The 16,945-nt window shown below is 72.7% G+C and carries 16 protein-coding genes; 12 read left to right on the forward strand and 4 right to left on the reverse strand.

The window, feature by feature from the left end; genetic code table 11:
• Window positions 1–205 precede the first annotated feature (205 nt).
• The 3 genes from aceE to ACZ7LV_RS07955 all read left to right on the forward strand — a co-directional run bounded on the left by aceE (window position 206) and on the right by ACZ7LV_RS07955 (window position 4,537).
• Entirely contained in the window at window positions 206–2,908 is a 2,703-nt protein-coding gene (aceE, locus tag ACZ7LV_RS07945) for a pyruvate dehydrogenase (acetyl-transferring), homodimeric type (protein WP_471936881.1), read from the forward strand.
• Between the two features lie 59 nt (window positions 2,909–2,967).
• Entirely contained in the window at window positions 2,968–3,942 is a 975-nt protein-coding gene (locus tag ACZ7LV_RS07950) for a helix-turn-helix transcriptional regulator (protein WP_471936883.1), read from the forward strand.
• A gap of 76 nt (window positions 3,943–4,018) precedes the next feature.
• Window positions 4,019–4,537: a DUF4240 domain-containing protein gene (locus ACZ7LV_RS07955; RefSeq protein ID WP_401676573.1), complete on the forward strand. Its 519-nt coding sequence runs from the start codon at window positions 4,019–4,021 to the stop codon at window positions 4,535–4,537.
• Between the two features lie 27 nt (window positions 4,538–4,564).
• On the opposite strand, the gene ACZ7LV_RS07960 is transcribed toward ACZ7LV_RS07955, so the two are convergent.
• Together ACZ7LV_RS07960 and ACZ7LV_RS07965 are read right to left on the reverse strand one after the other, a co-directional pair.
• Window positions 4,565–4,729 carry a hypothetical protein gene (locus ACZ7LV_RS07960; protein ID WP_471936885.1) on the reverse strand — a complete coding sequence of 55 codons (165 nt, stop codon included), beginning with the start codon at window positions 4,727–4,729 and terminating at the stop codon, window positions 4,565–4,567.
• 41 nt (window positions 4,730–4,770) lie between these two features.
• Window positions 4,771–5,574 (reverse strand): peptidoglycan recognition protein family protein, encoded by an 804-nt coding sequence (locus ACZ7LV_RS07965; RefSeq protein WP_471936887.1) that lies wholly within the window; start codon window positions 5,572–5,574, stop codon window positions 4,771–4,773.
• Window positions 5,575–5,814: 240 nt separating this feature from the next.
• Between ACZ7LV_RS07965 and ACZ7LV_RS07970 the strand changes: the two genes are divergently transcribed.
• On the forward strand, window positions 5,815–6,999 hold the full coding sequence (locus tag ACZ7LV_RS07970; protein WP_471936889.1) for a MarP family serine protease: 1,185 nt from the start codon (window positions 5,815–5,817) through the stop codon (window positions 6,997–6,999).
• A 39-nt stretch (window positions 7,000–7,038) separates the two neighbouring features.
• On the opposite strand, the gene ACZ7LV_RS07975 is transcribed toward ACZ7LV_RS07970, so the two are convergent.
• On the reverse strand, window positions 7,039–7,206 hold the full coding sequence (locus tag ACZ7LV_RS07975; RefSeq protein ID WP_471936891.1) for a hypothetical protein: 168 nt from the start codon (window positions 7,204–7,206) through the stop codon (window positions 7,039–7,041).
• Between the two features lie 71 nt (window positions 7,207–7,277).
• Between ACZ7LV_RS07975 and ACZ7LV_RS07980 the strand changes: the two genes are divergently transcribed.
• Window positions 7,278–8,174, forward strand: coding sequence for a TIGR01777 family oxidoreductase (locus ACZ7LV_RS07980; protein ID WP_471936893.1), 897 nt, complete (start codon window positions 7,278–7,280; stop codon window positions 8,172–8,174).
• Window positions 8,175–8,342: 168 nt separating this feature from the next.
• Complete coding sequence (locus ACZ7LV_RS07985) at window positions 8,343–9,722, forward strand: NAD(P)/FAD-dependent oxidoreductase (RefSeq protein ID WP_471936895.1); 1,380 nt, start codon at window positions 8,343–8,345, stop codon at window positions 9,720–9,722.
• Window positions 9,723–9,740: 18 nt separating this feature from the next.
• Here ACZ7LV_RS07985 and ACZ7LV_RS07990 read toward each other — a convergent pair whose 3' ends face one another.
• Window positions 9,741–11,177 (reverse strand): regulator, encoded by a 1,437-nt coding sequence (locus ACZ7LV_RS07990; protein WP_471936897.1) that lies wholly within the window; start codon window positions 11,175–11,177, stop codon window positions 9,741–9,743.
• A 249-nt stretch (window positions 11,178–11,426) separates the two neighbouring features.
• Here ACZ7LV_RS07990 and lipB point away from each other — a divergent pair, with 249 nt between their 5' ends.
• The 6 genes from lipB (at window position 11,427) to ACZ7LV_RS08020 (ending at window position 16,820) form a co-directional block, all read left to right on the forward strand.
• On the forward strand, window positions 11,427–12,224 hold the full coding sequence (gene lipB / locus ACZ7LV_RS07995; RefSeq protein WP_471936899.1) for a lipoyl(octanoyl) transferase LipB: 798 nt from the start codon (window positions 11,427–11,429) through the stop codon (window positions 12,222–12,224).
• 97 nt (window positions 12,225–12,321) lie between these two features.
• The gene (gene lipA / locus ACZ7LV_RS08000; RefSeq protein ID WP_401676526.1) at window positions 12,322–13,287 is read left to right on the forward strand and encodes a lipoyl synthase; all 966 of its coding nucleotides are present in this window, start codon (window positions 12,322–12,324) and stop codon (window positions 13,285–13,287) included.
• 272 nt (window positions 13,288–13,559) lie between these two features.
• Window positions 13,560–13,760 carry an SCO2195 family GlnR-regulated protein gene (locus tag ACZ7LV_RS08005; RefSeq protein ID WP_471936901.1) on the forward strand — a complete coding sequence of 67 codons (201 nt, stop codon included), beginning with the start codon at window positions 13,560–13,562 and terminating at the stop codon, window positions 13,758–13,760.
• A gap of 50 nt (window positions 13,761–13,810) precedes the next feature.
• Window positions 13,811–14,512: a DUF4191 domain-containing protein gene (locus ACZ7LV_RS08010; RefSeq protein ID WP_471936903.1), complete on the forward strand. Its 702-nt coding sequence runs from the start codon at window positions 13,811–13,813 to the stop codon at window positions 14,510–14,512.
• A 141-nt stretch (window positions 14,513–14,653) separates the two neighbouring features.
• Window positions 14,654–15,730: a right-handed parallel beta-helix repeat-containing protein gene (locus ACZ7LV_RS08015; RefSeq protein WP_471936905.1), complete on the forward strand. Its 1,077-nt coding sequence runs from the start codon at window positions 14,654–14,656 to the stop codon at window positions 15,728–15,730.
• A 43-nt stretch (window positions 15,731–15,773) separates the two neighbouring features.
• Window positions 15,774–16,820: a methyltransferase gene (locus tag ACZ7LV_RS08020; protein ID WP_471936907.1), complete on the forward strand. Its 1,047-nt coding sequence runs from the start codon at window positions 15,774–15,776 to the stop codon at window positions 16,818–16,820.
• The last annotated feature ends 125 nt before the right edge of the window (window positions 16,821–16,945 follow it).

A 16,945-nucleotide genomic window follows, 5' to 3' on the forward strand; every position in this document is an offset into this window, starting at 1 on the left:
GGGTGCCCAGCTCGAAGGCACCGCGTGCCGACTTTCTTGTGATCAAGAGGTTTTGGGGGTCAACCCTTTGATCGATCATCGATCAGGGAGTTACAGTTCCCGACGGGCTTCCACCGAAGCCTCACGCCCTGTCCTGCCAAAGACCAAGGGCACCCCCGAACCCTTACCGATGAGGGAACCCCCTTCGACTGAGGAAGGCGGCGACATGACCGACCCCCACGCCACCCAGCCGAGCGAGCTCGACCAGCTCCCGGACCGCGACCCGGAGGAGACCGCCGAATGGCGGGCCTCCCTGGACGCCGTCGCCACGGCGGCCGGGCCGCACCGTGCCGCGTACCTGATGCGCCGCACGCTGGAACGCGCCGAGGGCAACGGCATCGCGCTGCCCAAGCTCCTCGAGACGGACTACGTCAACACCATCCCCACCGCCGCCGAGCCGTCCGTGCCCGGTGACGAGGAGATGGAGCGGAAGATCACCGCCTGGAACCGCTGGAACGCGGCCGCCATGGTGACCCGCGGCTCCAAGTACGGCGTCGGCGGCCACATCGCCACCTTCGCCTCCGCGGCCTGGCTCTACGAGACCGGCTTCAACCACTTCTTCAAGGGCAAGGAGGCCGACGGGTCGGGCGACCAGCTCTACATCCAGGGCCACGCCTCCCCCGGCATCTACGCCCGCGCCTTCCTCGACGGCCGGCTGAGCGAGCACCACCTCGACAACTTCCGCCGCGAGGCCGGCGGCAACGGCCTGCCGTCCTACCCGCACCCCCGCCGCCTGCCCTGGCTGTGGGAGTTCCCGACGGTGTCGATGGGCCTCGGCCCGCTCTCCGCGATCTACCAGGCGCGGTTCAACCGCTACCTGACCAACCGCGGCATCAAGGACGTCTCCGCCTCCCACGTCTGGGCCTTCCTCGGCGACGGCGAGATGGACGAGCCGGAGTCGACGGCGGCGCTCGCGCTGGCCGCGCGTGAGGAGCTGGACAACCTCACCTTCGTCATCAACTGCAACCTGCAGCGCCTCGACGGCCCGGTCCGCGCCAACTTCAAGATCGTGCAGGAGCTGGAGGCCCAGTTCCGCGGCGCCGGCTGGAACGTCGTGAAGTCGCTGTGGGGCTCGGCCTGGGACGAGCTGTTCCAGCTCGACACCACGGGCGCGCTGGTACGCCGCCTGCGCCAGGTACCCGACGCGCAGGTCCAGACGTACCAGACCCGCGACGCCGCCTACATCCGCCAGGACTTCTTCGGCGCCGACCCGGCGCTCGCCGAGATGGCGAAGCTGCTCAGCGACGACAAGATCCTGGACTGCTTCCACTTCTCGCGCGGTGGCCACGAGCCGCGCAAGGTCTACGCCGCGTACAAGGCCGCCGTCGAGTACAAGGGCGCGCCGACCGTGATCCTGGCCCAGACGGTCAAGGGCCACACCCTCGGCACCGGCTTCGCGTCGAAGAACGCCAACCACCAGATGAAGAAGCTCTCGGTGGACGAGTTCAAGACGATGCGCGACCTGCTCGGCCTGCCGATCGCGGACAGCGCGTTCGTCGACGGCCAGGTGCCCTACGCCCACCCGGGCGCCGACTCCCCCGAGGTCCGCTACCTCCAGGAGCGCCGCGCCGCCCTCGGCGGTCTCGCCCCGGCCCGCCGGGTGCACCCCCTCGCCCCGCTGCCCGCGCCCGCCGAGAAGGCCTTCGCCTCCTTCGACAAGGGCTCCGGCTCGCAGAACGTGGCGACGACGATGGCGTTCGTCCGCCTCGTCAAGGACCTGGTCCGCGACAAGGAGACCGGCAGGCGCTGGGTGCCGATCGTCCCGGACGAGGCGCGCACCTTCGGCATGGAGTCGCTGTTCCCCTCGCTCGGCATCTACTCGCCCAAGGGCCAGACGTACGAGCCGGTCGACCGCGACCAGCTGATGTACTACAAGGAGGCCAAGAACGGCCAGATCCTCAACGAGGGGATCACCGAGGCCGGTTCGATGGCCGACTTCATCGCCGCGTCCAGCGCGTACGCGACGCACGGCGAGGCGATGATCCCGTTCTACATCTTCTACTCGATGTTCGGCTGGCAGCGCACGGCCGACCAGATGTGGCAGCTCGGCGACCAGCTCGGCCGCGGCTTCCTCGTCGGCGCGACGGCCGGCCGTACGACGCTGACGGGCGAGGGCCTGCAGCACGCCGACGGCCACTCCCCGGTGATCGCGGCCACCAACCCGGCCGCCCTCAGCTACGACCCGGCGTTCGCCTACGAGATCGCCGTCATCGTCCGCGAGGGTCTGCGCCGGATGTACGGCGAGGCCAAGCCGGGCGAGGACCAGGACGTCTTCTACTACCTGACGGTCTACAACGAGCCGCTGCCGCAGCCCGCGAAGCCGCAGGGCCTCGGCATCGACGAGGGCATCGTCAAGGGCCTGTACCGCTTCAACACGGCGGAGTCGGCGGGCGTGACCGTGCCGGCGAACGCCCCGCGCATCCAGCTGCTGGGCTCCGGTACGGCGATCCACTGGGCGCTGAAGGCACAGACGCTGCTCGCCGAGGAGTGGGGCGTGGCCGCCGACGTGTGGTCCGCGACCTCCTGGAGCGAGCTGCGCCGGGACGCGCTGGACGCCGACGCGGCGCTGCTGCGCGGCGAGGAGCGGGTGCCGTACGTACGGCAGGCGCTCCAGGGTGCCGAGGGCCCGGTCCTCGCGGTCTCCGACTACATGCGCCAGCTGCCCGACCAGATCGCGCAGTGGGTCGAGCAGGACTGGTCCTCGCTGGGCGCCGACGGCTTCGGCCTGTCGGACACCCGGGAGGCCGCCCGCCGCCACTTCGGCGTCGACGCGGAGTCCATCGTGGTCGCGGCCCTCGCCCAGCTCGCCCGCCGCGGCGAGGTCAAGGCGACGGCCGTGAAGGAGGCCCGCGAGAAGTACGGCCTGTAGACGCCGGCCGGTTCCTGGGAGGCCCCCGCCGCGGCGGGGGCCTCTTGCATGATGGGGCCATGCGCGCTGCCCGCCTGATCAAGATGGTGCTCCTGCTCCAGTCCCGCCCCTCCATGACCGCCGCCGAGCTCGCCCGCGAGCTGGAGGTCTCCGAGCGGACCGTCACCCGGGACGCGCAGGCGCTGTCCGAGGCGGGGGTCCCGGTCTACGCCGACCGGGGACGGGCCGGCGGGTACCGGCTGATCGGCGGCTACCGCACCCGGCTGACGGGCCTGCACCGCGGTGAGGCCGAGGCCCTGTTCCTGTCCGGGGTGCCGGGGGCGCTACGGGAGATGGGGCTGGAGGACGCCGCCTCGGCGGCGCGGCTGAAGGTCTCCGCCGCCCTGCTGCCGTCGCTGCGCGACGCGTCCCGGACGGCCGCGCAGCGCTTCCATCTGGACGCGCCGAACTGGTTCAAGGAGCCCCGCACACCCGAGCTGCTGCCCGTCGTCGCGGACGCGGTCTGGGACGACCGGCCGGTCACCGCGCGCTACCGCCGGGGCGAGCGCGAGGTCGAGCGGGAGCTGGAACCGTACGGGCTCGTGCTCAAGGCGGGCGTCTGGTACCTGTGCGCGCGGGCGGTCCCGGAAGGAACGTGGCGGGTCTACCGCATCGACCGGTTCACGGCCGTCGGCACCGGCGAGGAGCGGTTCGCGCGGGACGAGGGGTTCGATCTGCCCGCCTTCTGGGAGGAGCGGGCCGAGCAGTTCGCGCGGTCCCTCCTGCGCGCCGAGGTCCAGGTGCGGCTCTCCCCCGCCGGGGCGCGTGCCCTGCCGCACGCCGTCGACCCGCTCTCCGCCCGCGAGGCGCTGGACGACGCCGGCGCCCCGGACGCCGCCGGGTGGGTGACGCTGACGCTCCCGGTGGAGTCCGAGGAGGTCGCCCACACCCAGCTCACGGCGCTCGGGGCGGAGGTCGAGGTGCTGGCGCCGAGCAGCCTGCGGGCCCGTTTCACCGCCGACGCCTCCCGACTGGCCCGGCTCTACGGCACCTGACGCGGCCTTACCGCCGATAACAATCCACCGCACTCCGCGTGCGCCCCACCCGGGAAGGCACGATGCTTGACGCGTGATGGACGAGACGGAGTTCTGGGAGCTGGTCGACGCCACCCGCGAGGCCGCCGAGGGCGACCCGGAGGAACAGGCGGACCTCCTGGTGGAGCGGCTCCTCCAGCTGGACCCCGAGGAGGTCCTCGACTTCGCCCGTCACTTCGAGGCCCGCTACAACCGCGCGTACACCTGGGAGCTGTGGGGCGCCGCCTGGGTGCTGCTGGACGGGGCCAGCGACGACGCCTTCGACTTCTTCCGGTGCTGGCTGATCGGCCAGGGCCGCGAGGTCTACGAGGGTGCCGTGCACGTCCCCGACGCGCTCGCCGAGCTGCTGGACGAGTTCGACGAGGAGATCGACGGGGACGGCGAGGAGCTGGGCTACGCGGCCGACGAGGCCTACGAGCAGCTCACCGGGACCGTCGCCCCCGACCTCGGCATCGCGCCCGCCCCGGCGGAGCCGGAGGGCACGCCGGTGGACTTCGAGAACGAGCGGGCGCTCGCGGAGCGGTATCCGCGGCTGTGGGACCGCTTCAAGGAGTGAGGCCGCGTGCCCCGGGGCCGGTGGGGGCTACGCGTGCGGCTGGTCCGCGGTGTGGTGCAGGGGTGCCGCGTTGGCCTGGTCGAGGGCGGACACGATGGCCGCACGCGGGCCGAGGACGACGGTCGCGACCGCGCAGAGCACGGTCCAGGGCCCGCGCAGGGCCTCGCCCCAGGTGCCGGTGTCGTCGTTCATGAGGCCCGCCTCCGGCCGTCGCGGCGGGGTCCCCGGCGACCTCACGAGCGCCCCTGCAACCGGGCCGCCAGGGCCCTGATCTCGGGCAGCCGCGCGGTCAGCGCGGCGCCGGGGCAGCGGGTCATGTAGCCGTCGCCGTGACCGGCCAGGGTCGGCAGCGTGGCGGAGGTGCCGGCGGCGAAGCGGCTGAGGCTGTTGCTGGAGACGAGGCGCACCTTCGCGCGCGGGTCGGTGCCCGACGTGCCCAGCTTCCACGCGGAGAGCGCGGCGATCGCGTCGGTCATCACGCGGGGCACCTCGGCGCCCGCGGTGAAGGTGCCGATGGCGGCGACGCCGGTGCTGCGATGGTTGAAGCCGACGGTGTGGGCCCCGGTGACCGGGCGGTCGACGCCGCCCGCGCGGCCCTCGTAGATGGTTCCGCAGCGGTCGACGAGGAAGTTGTAGCCGATGTCGTCGAAGTCGCGGGCGCCGGTCTGGCCGGCGTAGAGATCGCGGATGATCCGCGGGACGTCCTCGCAGCGGTACGCGTTGGGGGTGTCCGTGTGGTGCACGAACACGGCGACGACGCTGTCGTCGTAGCGCGGCGGCGGCTGCTTGCCGGCAGCGGCGTCCGGGCCGGCCCAGACCGTCCGGGGGACGACGGCCGGCCTGGGGGCGGTCTGCGGGGCGGCCACGCGGGCGGCGAGCGCGTGGGTGTTCCGGGCGGCCGTCACCGACCGGTCCACGCCGTGGGCGCACAGCGCCAGGGCGGTCACCGCGGCGAATCCGGGCAGACAGCCCGCGAGCGCCACGGCGTTGCCGGGTATGTGCACGGCGCGCGGCCATGCTCCCCGTCTTCTTCTCATGCCACGTTTCAGGACACGCATGGACCCACTGTCGGGCCGGTCCGGTCCGTCCGCGATGTGTGCTGTGCCACCTGGTGGAACCATCGTCCGGGTCAGTGACGTTTTCCGGGTACACACCCGTGGCGGGTTCGCGGCCGGCACCACGGTCGTGGTTGATCGCCGGACCCGTACGGCGCGTACTGGGAGGTGCCGGGGCGCGTAGCCGCGCGCACCCGACGGGGACTGGAGAAAGGCTGCTGCGTGGACCTGCTCGACATCGTGCTGGCACTGGTGGTCCTGGCCTACGCCGGCTCCGGCTACCGGCGCGGGCTGGTGGCCGGCTGTGTCTCGCTCGCCGGGTTCGTGGGCGGTGCGGTGATCGGCGTGTGGATCCTGCCGTGGGTGATGGATCTGGTCTCGCCGGGGACCACGGGGGCGACGGTGGCCGCCGTGCTCACGGTGCTGGTGCCCGCGGTGGTGGGGCACGAACTGGCGGGCCGGCCGGCGCTGCGGCTGCGCCGCGAACTGGCGCGCGGGCCGCTGCGGGTGGCGGACGGGGTCGGCGGTGCGGCGGCGAACTCGGTCGCCGTGCTGATCGTGGCGTGGGTGGCGGCGAGCGTGCTGGCCGCGTCCTCGTCGCCGCTGCTGACGGGCGCGATCCGGGACTCCCGGCTGCTCGGCGCGGTGCAGAGCGCGATGCCGGACGCCACGCCTGCCTGGTTCTCGCGGGCCACGTCCGCGCTCACCGAGGCGGGCTTCCCGCAGGTGTTCAACCCGTTCGAGAGCGAGTCGACGGCCGAGGTGGCAAGGCCCTCCGGGGACAACGTCACGCAGAGCGCCGCCGACGCCGCGCGGCGCAGCACGGTCAAGGTCGAGGGCGTGGCGGACGGCCAGGGGCGTGAGGGCAGCGGGTTCGTGTACGCGGCCGAGCACGTGATGACCAACGCGCACGTGGTCGCGGGCATCGACGCGCCGACCGTCCGGATCGGCGGGGTCGGGCCGTCGTACGAGGCGCGGGTGGTGCTGTTCGACCCGGACAAGGACGTGGCGGTGCTCCATGTCGCCGGACTGCCCGCCCCCGCCCTGGAGTTCGACGACGCCGCCGACCGCGGGGACGCGGCGGTGGTGGCCGGCTATCCGCAGGACGGCGGGCTGGACCTGCAGGCCGCGACGGTCGCGAACCGGGTGCGGGCGACCGGGCAGAACATCTACAACGACGAGAACGTCACCCGCGAGATCTACTCGATCCGCTCCACCGTCCGTCCGGGCAACTCCGGCGGCCCGCTGCTGGCCACGGACGGCAAGGTGTTCGGGGTGGTCTTCGCCCGCTCCACGTCCGACGCGGAGACGGGGTACGTCCTGACGGCCGCGGAGGTCGCCGGTGACGCGGCGCGCGCGGCGCAGGCGACGGTCCCGGTGGACACGGGCGAGTTGGTGACGTCGTGACGTGCGCGTCCGGCGATGCGCCTCAGAACGCGCGGACCGTCAGTACGTCGTCGACGCGTTCTGCCCGAGGACGCGCAGGGTGATCCGGCGGGCGCCCGGCCGGGGGCGCGGCTGGACGGAGTGCGGCACGGACCAGCAGCGACGGTCCAGCCGCCCGAGCGTCTCCTCGTCCGGGTATCGGGCGTGGCGTATGTACGCAACCGGCATGACGTCACCGTACGGCCGCCGTACGAGCGCCAGTGCCGCCGTCGGGCCCGGCCGGCGGGCAGGATGGGCGCATGGAGCGAATCGCGGTGGCCGGCGCGTCCGGTCTCATCGGCAGCGCCCTGGTGCGGTCCCTGACCGCCGAGGGACACGAAGTGGTGCGTCTGGTGCGCCGGGAGCCCCGGGCGGCGGACGAGATCCGCTGGGACCCGGCGGGCGAGCGGGTCGACGCGGACGGGCTCGCGGGGTGCGGCGCCGTGGTGAACCTGGCGGGCGCCGGGGTGGGCGACCGCCGCTGGAGCGACGCGTACAAGGCGCAGATCCGCGACAGCCGGGTGCTCGGTACGGCGACGCTGGCCAGGGCGGTGGCCGGGCTGCCGGTGGAGCGGCGGCCGCGGGTCCTGGTCAGCGGCAGCGCGGTCGGCTACTACGGGGAGACCGGGGAGCGGGCCGTCGACGAGGAGGCGCCCCCGGGGAGCGGTTTCCTGCCGGAGCTGTGCGTGGAGTGGGAGGCGGCCGCGGCGCCCGCGCGCGACGCGGGGGTGCGGACGGTGTTCACCCGGACCGGGCTGGTGGTGTCCCGCGACGGTGGCGCCTGGGGGCGGCTGTTCCCGCTGTTCCTGGCGGGGCTCGGCGGCCGGCTCGGGGACGGGCGGCAGTACTGGTCGTTCATCTCGCTGCATGACGAGGTCGCCGCGATCCGGCATCTGCTGGACCGGGAGGACCTGTCCGGGCCGTTCAACCTGACGGCCCCCGAACCGCTGACGAACCGTGAGATCACCGCGGCGATGGGGCGGGTGCTGCGCCGGCCCACGCTGTTCGCGGTGCCGGCGCCGGTGCTGCGGGCCGCGCTCGGCGAGATGGCGGGGGACGTGCTGGGCAGTCAGCGGGTGGTGCCGAAGCGGCTGCTGGAGTCGGGGTTCCGCTTCGCGTTCCCGGGGATCGAGGGGGCGATCCGGGCGGCCGGGTGAGGTGTGCCGCCGGGGCTGACCGTATGCGACCGCTGTGCGACCGTGCCCTGTTCATGCGCGACTGTCCTTGACCGGAGGCAGGCCTAACCTCGACCCGAACTCGGGTATCTCCGGAGCCGGTTGAGGGCATGACCTCTCCACCGGCCGCGCAACGTCGAGGAGGGGCACGTGCTTGAGCCCGCGTATCAGGCGGACGTCGTCGTCGTGGGAGCCGGGGTCGCCGGTCTCGCCGCGGCGCATCGGCTGACCGGTGCAGGAATCGCGACCACGGTGCTGGAGGCCGCCCCTTGTGTGGGCGGCCGGATGGCGACCGAGAAGGTGGACGGCTTCCGGCTCGACCGCATCGGGCAACTCCTGTTCACGTCGTATCCCGAACTGCGCCTGACACGGGGGCTCGACACCCTCGCGCTGCGCGCGTTCGCCCCCGGTGTCCTGCTGCACAGCGACGGGCGGCGGCAGCGGGCGGGCGCCCCGGCGGGCGGCGGGAGCGCAAGGGGCGCACTCCATGCGGTGCGCGCCCTTGCGAGCGCCCCCAGGGTGGCGCCACGTCCGGCGGCCGGGCCACGGGGGCTGGCGGGTGCTCCCCGGGCGGGTGCGCCGCTGGGCGGTGCGGTGGACCAGGCGCGGCTCGGGGCCGCGCTCGCCCGGATCGGCGCGATGCCGGTCGAACGGCTGCTGGCCCGTCCGGAACTGCCCGCCGCGCAGGCCCTCGCGACGCGCGGGCTGCCCACCCGGACCATCGACGGCTTCGTGCGCCCGCTCCTCGCCGCGCTGCTGTGCGACCCGGAGTTGAGCACCTCCAGCCGGTGCGCCGACCTCGCGCTGCGGGCGTTCGCGGCGGGGCGGATGTGCCTGCCGGAAGGGGGCGCGGAGGTGCTGCCCGAACTGCTCGCGGGCGGGCTGCCCCCGGGGTCGGTGCGCACCGGGGTCCGGGTCACCGGCGTCTCCACGACATCGGTGAGCACCGCCGAGCACGGGGAGTTCCGGTGCCGGGCGGTGCTGGTGGCGACCGACGCGCGGACGGCGGCCGAGTTGCTGCCGGGGCTGCGGGTGCCGGACTTCCGTCCGGTGACGGTGGTGCACCACACGACCGACGAGCCGCCCGAGACCGGCGCGTCGCTGCTGCTCGACGCCGACCGAGGCGGCCCGGTGGCGCACACGGCGGTGGTCAGCGCGGTCGACCCGGCGCGCGCCCCGGCCGGGCGGGCGCTGGTGTCGTCGACCGTCCTCGGGACGCCGCCGGACGACGTCGACACGGCGGTGCGGATGCATCTGGCACGGCTGTACGGCACCTCGACGGCCCGCTGGGAGACGCTGGCCGTGCAGCACACCGCCGAGGCCGTCCCGGCGATGCGCCCGCCGCACGACCTGCGACGGCCGGTGCGGCTGCTGGCGGGCCTGTACGTGTGCGGCGACCACCGGGACACCAGCACGGTCCAGGGCGCCCTGCACTCCGGCCGCCGCGCGTCCACGGCGATCCTGGCGGACCTGGGCGCGTCCGGCTCCCTCCACACCGCCGACCCCCACCCCACGGCCCGCGCGGCCTGACCGGTCCGCCGGTGGGCGTCAGTTCAGGGCCGCCACCTTGTCCCGGTAGCTGCGCGCCGGTGCCGCGTCCTTGTACGGCTCCAGGCGGCGTTCGAAGTCCCTGACGTACTCCACCGCCCGCACGGAACGCATCTCCGCCGCCTGACCGGCCGCCTCGGCGGCCAGTTGGCAGGCCTGGTCGAGTTCGCCGAGGCCGAGGCGGGCGGTGGCGAGGACGACGCGGCAGAACAGCCGGCTGCGGGCGAGCCCGGCGGGCCGCAGTTGCAGCGACCGCTCGGCGTGCTGCGCGGCGGCACGGAACTGCTGGAGGTCCCGGTGGCAGTGCCCGAACTCGTCGGCGAGCTGCCCCTCGTCGAACGAGCGTGCCCAGTTGGGCAGTTCGTCCCCGGGCCGGGCCGTCTCCAGCGCGCGCTCGGCGCGCACGAGGGACGCGGTGCACGCCCGCACCTCCCCCAGTACCCCGTGCCCCCGCGCCTCGGCGGCGTGCAGCAACGCCTGGACGACGGGCGGCGCGGAGCCGCCCACCCCCTGCTGGGCCACCCGCGCGAGCTGCACGGCCTCCCGCCCATGGCTGAGGTAGACGGCCTGCCGGCTCATGGTGACCAGCACGTACGCGCCGTACGTCCGGTCCCCGGCCGCCTGCGCGAGCCGCAGCGCCTGCACGAAGTACCGCTGCGCGAGCCCGTGCGCGGCGATGTCGTACGACGTCCAGCCGGCGAGCCGGGTCAGGTCGGCCGCGGCGGCGAAGAGCCGGCGGCCGCTCTGCTCGCCGTAGTTGCCCCGCAGCATCGGTTCGAGTTCGTGCTCCAGGTAGCGCACCAGGGCCTGCCGGGCGTGGCCGCCGCCGTAGGCGTTGTCGAGGGTGCGGAAGAGTTCGGCGACCGAGCGGAGCGCGGCGATGTCGCCGCCGGTGACCCGGTGACCGGGCCCGCGCTCGGCACGGACGCGCTGCTGGGGCACCCCTGGGCGGCCCTGGAGGGGCACCCGGGCCGGGGCCTCGCCCCGGGCCACTCGCTCGTCGGCCCGGCCGATGAGCCAGTCCCGGCTGGGGACCACCAGCCCGGCCGGCGTGAAGGCGATCTTGCGCAGCTCGGCATGGCTGCCGGAGTCCTTGCGCCACAGACCGCTGACGATGTCGACGGCCTCCTCGGGACCGGCCGCGAACTCCAGGCCCGCGTACACCGGTGCGCAGGCGTCCAGGCCCAGGTCCTGGGCGGTGAGCCGGCGGCCGAGGCGGCGGGTGAACACCTCGGCGATGAGCGCCGGGGTCGTTCCTCGGGGCTGCTGTCCTCGCAGCCAGCGGGTGACGGACGTCTTGTCGTATCTGAGGTCGAGTCCGTGTTCGAGGCCGAGCTGGTCCACGCGACGGGCGAGACCTGCGTTGGAGAACCCCGCTTCTGCGATGAGCGCGGCGAGCTGGCGGTTGGGAGTGCGCTGCGCGGGTCGTTCCGTCATCTGCGGTGCGGTCTCCTGCCTTCGGGCTTTCGGCGGCCCTCGCCGCCGCGCTGCCCGGATTGCCTGTGAGCAGCCCTTATGGCCTCGTGAACGGCGCGAATGTAGCGGAGAGTGAGCAGCTGATCGCACACTTCGACGTTCATTCATCCGATCGTGTGAGGATTGCCACCAGCGCTGACGCACCCCCGGCAGTCGTACAGTGGCGTAGGCGCTTTTCGTGCCTTACGACCTTCTAGGGAGGCGCTTGCCGTGAGTGAGTTGCGGTTCGTCCGTATGGGATTCGGTGCGGACGCCGTCGAGTACCAGGAGGCGTGGGACGAGCAGCGCCGGGTGCACGCGGCCCGGTTCGCCGACGAGATCGCCGACACCGTGCTGCTGCTGGAGCACCCGCCCGTGTACACCGCGGGCCGGCGCACCGCCGACAACGAGCGCCCCCTCGACGGCACCCCCGTCATCGACGTGGACCGCGGCGGCAAGATCACCTGGCACGGCCCGGGCCAGCTGGTCGGCTACCCGATCCAGAAGCTCCCGCGCCCCGTGGACGTCGTCGCCCACGTACGGCGCCTGGAGGAGGCGCTGATCCGCACCTGCGCGGAGTTCGGCCTGGAGACCACCCGGGTCGAGGGCCGCAGCGGCGTGTGGGTGCTGGGCGACCCGGTCGAGCGGCGCCCGTCCCTCGGCGGACTCTCCCTCGACTTCGACCCCCGCCTCCAGGACGACGAGTTCGACCCGCGCCTGAACGGCCCGGAGTACGCGCCCTCCAACGCGGGCCAGCGCCGCGAGGACCGCAAGATCGCCGCGATCGGCATCCGCGTCGCCAAGGGCGTCACCATGCACGGCTTCGCGCTCAACGTGAACCCGGACAACGCCTGGTTCGACCGCATCATCCCGTGCGGCATCCGGGACGCCGGCGTGACCTCGCTGGCGGCCGAACTCGGCCGCGACCTCACGATCGAGGACGTGGCCCCGGTCGCCGAACGCCATCTGAGGGACGTACTGGAGAACGCGGACCTGAGGCCGCGCGAGATCGAGAGGACGCCGGCGTAACACGGCGGCCTCCGGTCGGGTCGGCACCCCCGCCGGCCACCAAATCAACGGGCGTACCCTGGGGAACGCCGAAGAATCAATCGCTAGGGAGCCGGTCGTGTCCGCAGTCGCACCCGACGGACGCAAGATGCTGCGCCTGGAGGTCCGCAACAGCCAGACCCCCATCGAGCGCAAGCCCGAGTGGATCAAGACCCGGGCGAAAATGGGCCCCGAGTACACGAAGATGCAGAACCTCGTGAAGAGCGAGGGCCTGCACACGGTCTGCCAGGAAGCGGGCTGTCCCAACATCTACGAGTGCTGGGAGGACCGCGAGGCGACCTTCCTCATCGGTGGCGACCAGTGCACCCGGCGCTGCGACTTCTGCCAGATCGACACCGGCAAGCCCGAGGCCCTCGACCGCGACGAACCGCGCCGCGTCGGCGAGTCCGTGGTCACCATGGACCTGAACTACGCCACCATCACCGGCGTCGCCCGCGACGACCTGGAGGACGGCGGCGCCTGGCTGTACGCCGAGACGGTGCGCCAGATCCACCAGCAGACCGCGGAGCGGCCCGAGGGCCGCACCAAGGTCGAGCTGCTGGCCCCCGACTTCAACGCCGTCCCCGAGCAGCTGGCCGAGGTCTTCTCCGCCCGCCCCGAGGTCTTCGCGCACAACGTCGAGACGGTCCCCCGGATCTTCAAGCGGATCCGCCCCGGCTTCCGCTACGACCGCTCCCTGAAGGTCATCACCGCGGCCCGTGACCACGGCCTGGTCACCAAGTCCAACCTCATCCTCGGCATGGGCGAGACCCGCGAGGAGGTCGGCGACGCGCTCCGGCAGCTGCACGACGCCGGGTGCGAGCTGGTCACCATCACGCAGTACCTGCGCCCCTCGGTGCGCCACCACCCGGTGGAGCGCTGGGTCAAGCCGCAGGAGTTCGTGGAGCTCAAGGAGGAGGCCGAGCAGATCGGCTTCTCCGGCGTGATGTCCGGCCCCCTGGTGCGTTCCTCGTACCGCGCCGGGCGGCTCTACCAGATGGCCGTCGAGAAGCGGGGCGCGTACATCGCGGCCCAGGCCGTCTGACACGGCGTCACACGCCCGCCCCGTGCGGCGCGTGGCAGGCGTGTGAATTCCCGCACAAGCGCCTACCCGGCGGTAGTGACCGATACGACGCGGTCCTGACCGTCCTCGCAGATGGGGACGTACGTCAGGGCCGCGTCCGCGTGCGCGGGCCGCGCCTCAAGGCTTCATTGGTGTTTGACCGGCCGGTCACGCCCTGGTAACACCAAACAGTGACGCTGGACTCACACCACGTACACCCGCATCCGCAGCCTTCCCGAGGGGGGACCTCCACCATGCAGGCCGCGCCCGTTCGCGCCACCGCCATTCCGTCCTTCTCCACCGCCCTGCGCGCCGTGGAGTCGCTGCTGATGAGCAGCGGTCAGCGCACCGCGCGCCGCAACGCGTGGACCTCCGTGCTGGAGGACCGCCGCCGGGCCAAGGACCGCATCGAGGCGCAGCAGATCGTGGAGCGCGCCCTCGCCCGTCGCTCCTGAGTCGCGCACTGCCGTCGAAGGCGCCGCGCGGGCCACGTAGACTTCGTGGCATGGCGAGGAAGGAAACCGCAGCGGACGCTGCGAACCCCGGGCGACTGAAGCAGATCGCTCTGACCTACAAGATGACCCGCAAGGCCGACAAGAAGATCGGTCTTGTACTCGCGGCAGTCGGAATTGTCACCCTCGGTGTCTTCCTCGCGATCGGTTTCTTGATCGGTCACCCCATCTATCTCGGCATCCTGGGCCTGCTGCTCGCCTTCCTCGCGACGGCGATCGTCTTCGGGCGCCGGGCCGAGCGGGCCGCCTTCGGGCAGATGGAGGGTCAGCCGGGCGCCGCCGCGGCGGTGCTCGACAACATCGGCCGAGGCTGGTCCACGACCCCCGCGGTGGCGATGAACCGCAGCCAGGACGTGGTGCACCGGGCCGTCGGCAAGGCGGGCATCGTGCTGGTCGCGGAGGGCAACCCCAACCGGGTGAAGTCCCTGCTGGCCGCCGAGAAGAAGAAGATGAACCGGGTGGTCGCGGACGTGCCGGTGCACGACCTGATCGTCGGCACCGGCGAGGGCACGGTCGAGCTGAAGAAGCTGCGCACGACCATGCTGAAGCTGCCACGCGTACTGACCGGGCCGCAGGTGACCGCCACCACGGACCGGCTGCGCGCGATGGGCGACCTGATGAGCAACATGCCGCTGCCGAAGGGCCCGATGCCCAAGGGCATGCGGATGCCGAAGGGCGGGCCGAGGGCCCGCTGAGTCGCGGCGCGCGACCTTACGGATCACCGAGCCGGCGGCACCTGGGGTGCCGCCGGCTCAGCCATGTCCTGCGCCGGATGACACGCCACCGAACGGAGCATCGGGCCGGTAATGGGGTGATGCGCTCTTAGCCTTCCGCATGTGACAAAACGCCATATCACGTATCTCGCATGCGCGACCACCCTCTTCGGCGCGCTCATCGGTACCGCCCCGGCCTCCGCCACCCACCGCATCCACGTGGTGACGCCGGGCGAGTCGATCCAGAAGACGGTCGACGCCGCACAGGTCGGCGACACGGTGCTCGTGCTCCCCGGCACCTACCACGAGAGCATCACGGTGCGCACGCCGGGACTGACCCTGCGGGGCATGGGCCAGCGCACGGTGATCAAGCCGGCCCCCAAGGCGCCGGGCACCAAGACGCCGCCCATCGGCTGCAAGGCGGCGGGCAACGGCATCTGCGTGATCGGGGCGAAGCACAAGGCCCTCAAGGACGTCACGATCGCCGATCTGAAGGTGACCGAGTTCGCCAAGGTGGGCCTGTACGCCCTCGGCACCGACCACCTGACCGTGCAGCGGGTGACCGCCGACAGCAACGGGCAGTGGGGCATCTCCCAGGAGCACTCCACGCGCGGTGTGTTCCGCCAGAACACCGCCCGGGGCAACGGTGACGCCGGTCTCTTCCTGGCCAACAACGTCAAGGCCGAGGTCGGTGCCATGGACAGCCAGGGCACGGTGATCGAGCGCAACCACCTGGAGGACAACCGCATCGGCCTCACCGTCCGCCGGCTGCGCAACCTCGCGGTCGCCCACAACTACGTCACCGGCAACTGCGCCGGCATGTTCCTCGTCGGCGACGAGAACAAGCCGAAGGCGGGCGCCCTGACCGTCAGCGACAACCGCGTCGAGCGCAACAACAAGTACTGCGCGAAGACCGCCCGGCTGCCCTTCCTCCAGGGCTCCGGCATCGTCCTGACCGGCGCCGAGAACAGCCTGGTCACGCGGAACACGGTCATCGGGCACGCGGGCAAGTCGCCGCTGTCGGGCGGCATCGTCCTGTTCAAGAGCATGGTGGGCGTCACCAGCGAGCGGAACCGGATCACCGGCAACCGCCTGGAGAGCAACGCGCCGGCCGACCTCGTCAACCAGGAGGCCAAGGCGAGCGCCAACGCCTTCGAGGCCAACACCTGCGGGGCCTCCAAGCCCTCGGGGCTGTGCTGACCGGACCGACCCGCCCCACCCACGCAAGGAAGGAAGGCGGCACATGACCGCTCCATCCCCCGAGCTCTCGGCTCCTCCGCCACCACCGCCGTCCATGCGGCTGAGAGAGCTCGTGTTCGGGGCGGCGTGTGCCGCCGCCGTCCGCGCGGCCGCCCGGCTGGGCGTCGCCGACGCGCTCACGGACGCCCCCATGGCCGTGGAGGACCTCGCGGCCGCGGTGAAGACCGACCCGAAGCCGCTGCGCCGGCTGCTGCGCGCGCTGTCCTGCTACGGCGTCTTCGCCGAGCGCCCGGACGGCACGTTCCGCCACACCGAGATGTCCCGGCTGCTGCGCGAGGACGACCCGAACAGCCTGCGGGACATCTCGCTGTGGTGCACCGAGCCGTGGACCTGGGACGCCTGGCCGCGGCTCGACGAGGCCGTGCGCACCGGGCGCAACGTCGTCGAGGACCTCTACGGCAAGGAGTTCTTCGTCTACCTGAACGAGGACGCCCCCGAGTCGGCCGACGTCTTCAACCGCGCGATGACCACCTCCAGCGAGCAGTCGGCGCGCGACGTCGCCGCGCTGCTGGACCTCTCGGGCGCCTCGTCCGTCGCGGACCTCGGCGGCGGCCAGGGGCACGTGGTGGCGAGCCTGCTGGAGAAGTACCCGGCGATGCGGGGCTATCTGCTCGATCTGCCGCGCGTGGTGGAGAACGCCGTACCGCGGCTGCGCCAGGGCGGCGACCTCGCCGACCGGACGCGCATCGTGCCCGGCGACGTCCGTGAGTCCGTCCCGGTCCAGGCCGACGTCTACGTCATCAAGAACATCCTGGAGTGGGACGACAAGTCCACGGCCAGGCTGCTGCGCAACGTCATCGAGGCCGGCGGTCCCGGCACCCGGGTCGTGGTCATCGAGAACCTCGTCGACGACACGCCGTCGATGCGTTTCAGCACCGCGATGGACCTGCTGCTGCTCCTGAACGTCGGCGGCGCCAAGCACACCACCGCCGGCATGACCGCGCGCCTGACCGAGGCGGGCCTGACCGTCGGCGACGTCCGGCCGGTCAACCCCTATCTGCACGCCTTCGACTGCACGGTCGCCGGGTAGCGCGGCGCCGCCGGGGAACGCCGGTGCCGGGGGTTCTTGGTGGGCTGGGTCCGGCCCCGGGGTCTTGCAGGGGGGGGGTTGGGTGTGGGCTTTTCTCCCCCCCAGGTAGAAGCGCCTTTTCCCCC

The organism is Streptomyces sp. NPDC107562, assembly GCF_055657325.1.

Excerpts from the sequence above, each read along its gene's own strand:
- aceE (WP_471936881.1), top strand. The coding sequence starts at position 206 with ATGACCGACCCCCACGCCACCCAGCCGAGCGAGCTCGACCAGCTCCCG.
- ACZ7LV_RS07950 (WP_471936883.1), top strand. The coding sequence starts at position 2,968 with ATGCGCGCTGCCCGCCTGATCAAGATGGTGCTCCTGCTCCAGTCCCGC.
- ACZ7LV_RS07955 (WP_401676573.1), top strand. The coding sequence starts at position 4,019 with ATGGACGAGACGGAGTTCTGGGAGCTGGTCGACGCCACCCGCGAGGCC.
- ACZ7LV_RS07960 (WP_471936885.1), bottom strand. The coding sequence starts at position 4,729 with ATGAACGACGACACCGGCACCTGGGGCGAGGCCCTGCGCGGGCCCTGG.
- ACZ7LV_RS07965 (WP_471936887.1), bottom strand. The coding sequence starts at position 5,574 with ATGAGAAGAAGACGGGGAGCATGGCCGCGCGCCGTGCACATACCCGGC.
- ACZ7LV_RS07975 (WP_471936891.1), bottom strand. The coding sequence starts at position 7,206 with ATGCCGGTTGCGTACATACGCCACGCCCGATACCCGGACGAGGAGACG.
- ACZ7LV_RS07980 (WP_471936893.1), top strand. The coding sequence starts at position 7,278 with ATGGAGCGAATCGCGGTGGCCGGCGCGTCCGGTCTCATCGGCAGCGCC.
- ACZ7LV_RS07990 (WP_471936897.1), bottom strand. The coding sequence starts at position 11,177 with ATGACGGAACGACCCGCGCAGCGCACTCCCAACCGCCAGCTCGCCGCG.
- ACZ7LV_RS08005 (WP_471936901.1), top strand. The coding sequence starts at position 13,560 with ATGCAGGCCGCGCCCGTTCGCGCCACCGCCATTCCGTCCTTCTCCACC.
- ACZ7LV_RS08010 (WP_471936903.1), top strand. The coding sequence starts at position 13,811 with ATGGCGAGGAAGGAAACCGCAGCGGACGCTGCGAACCCCGGGCGACTG.
- ACZ7LV_RS08020 (WP_471936907.1), top strand. The coding sequence starts at position 15,774 with ATGACCGCTCCATCCCCCGAGCTCTCGGCTCCTCCGCCACCACCGCCG.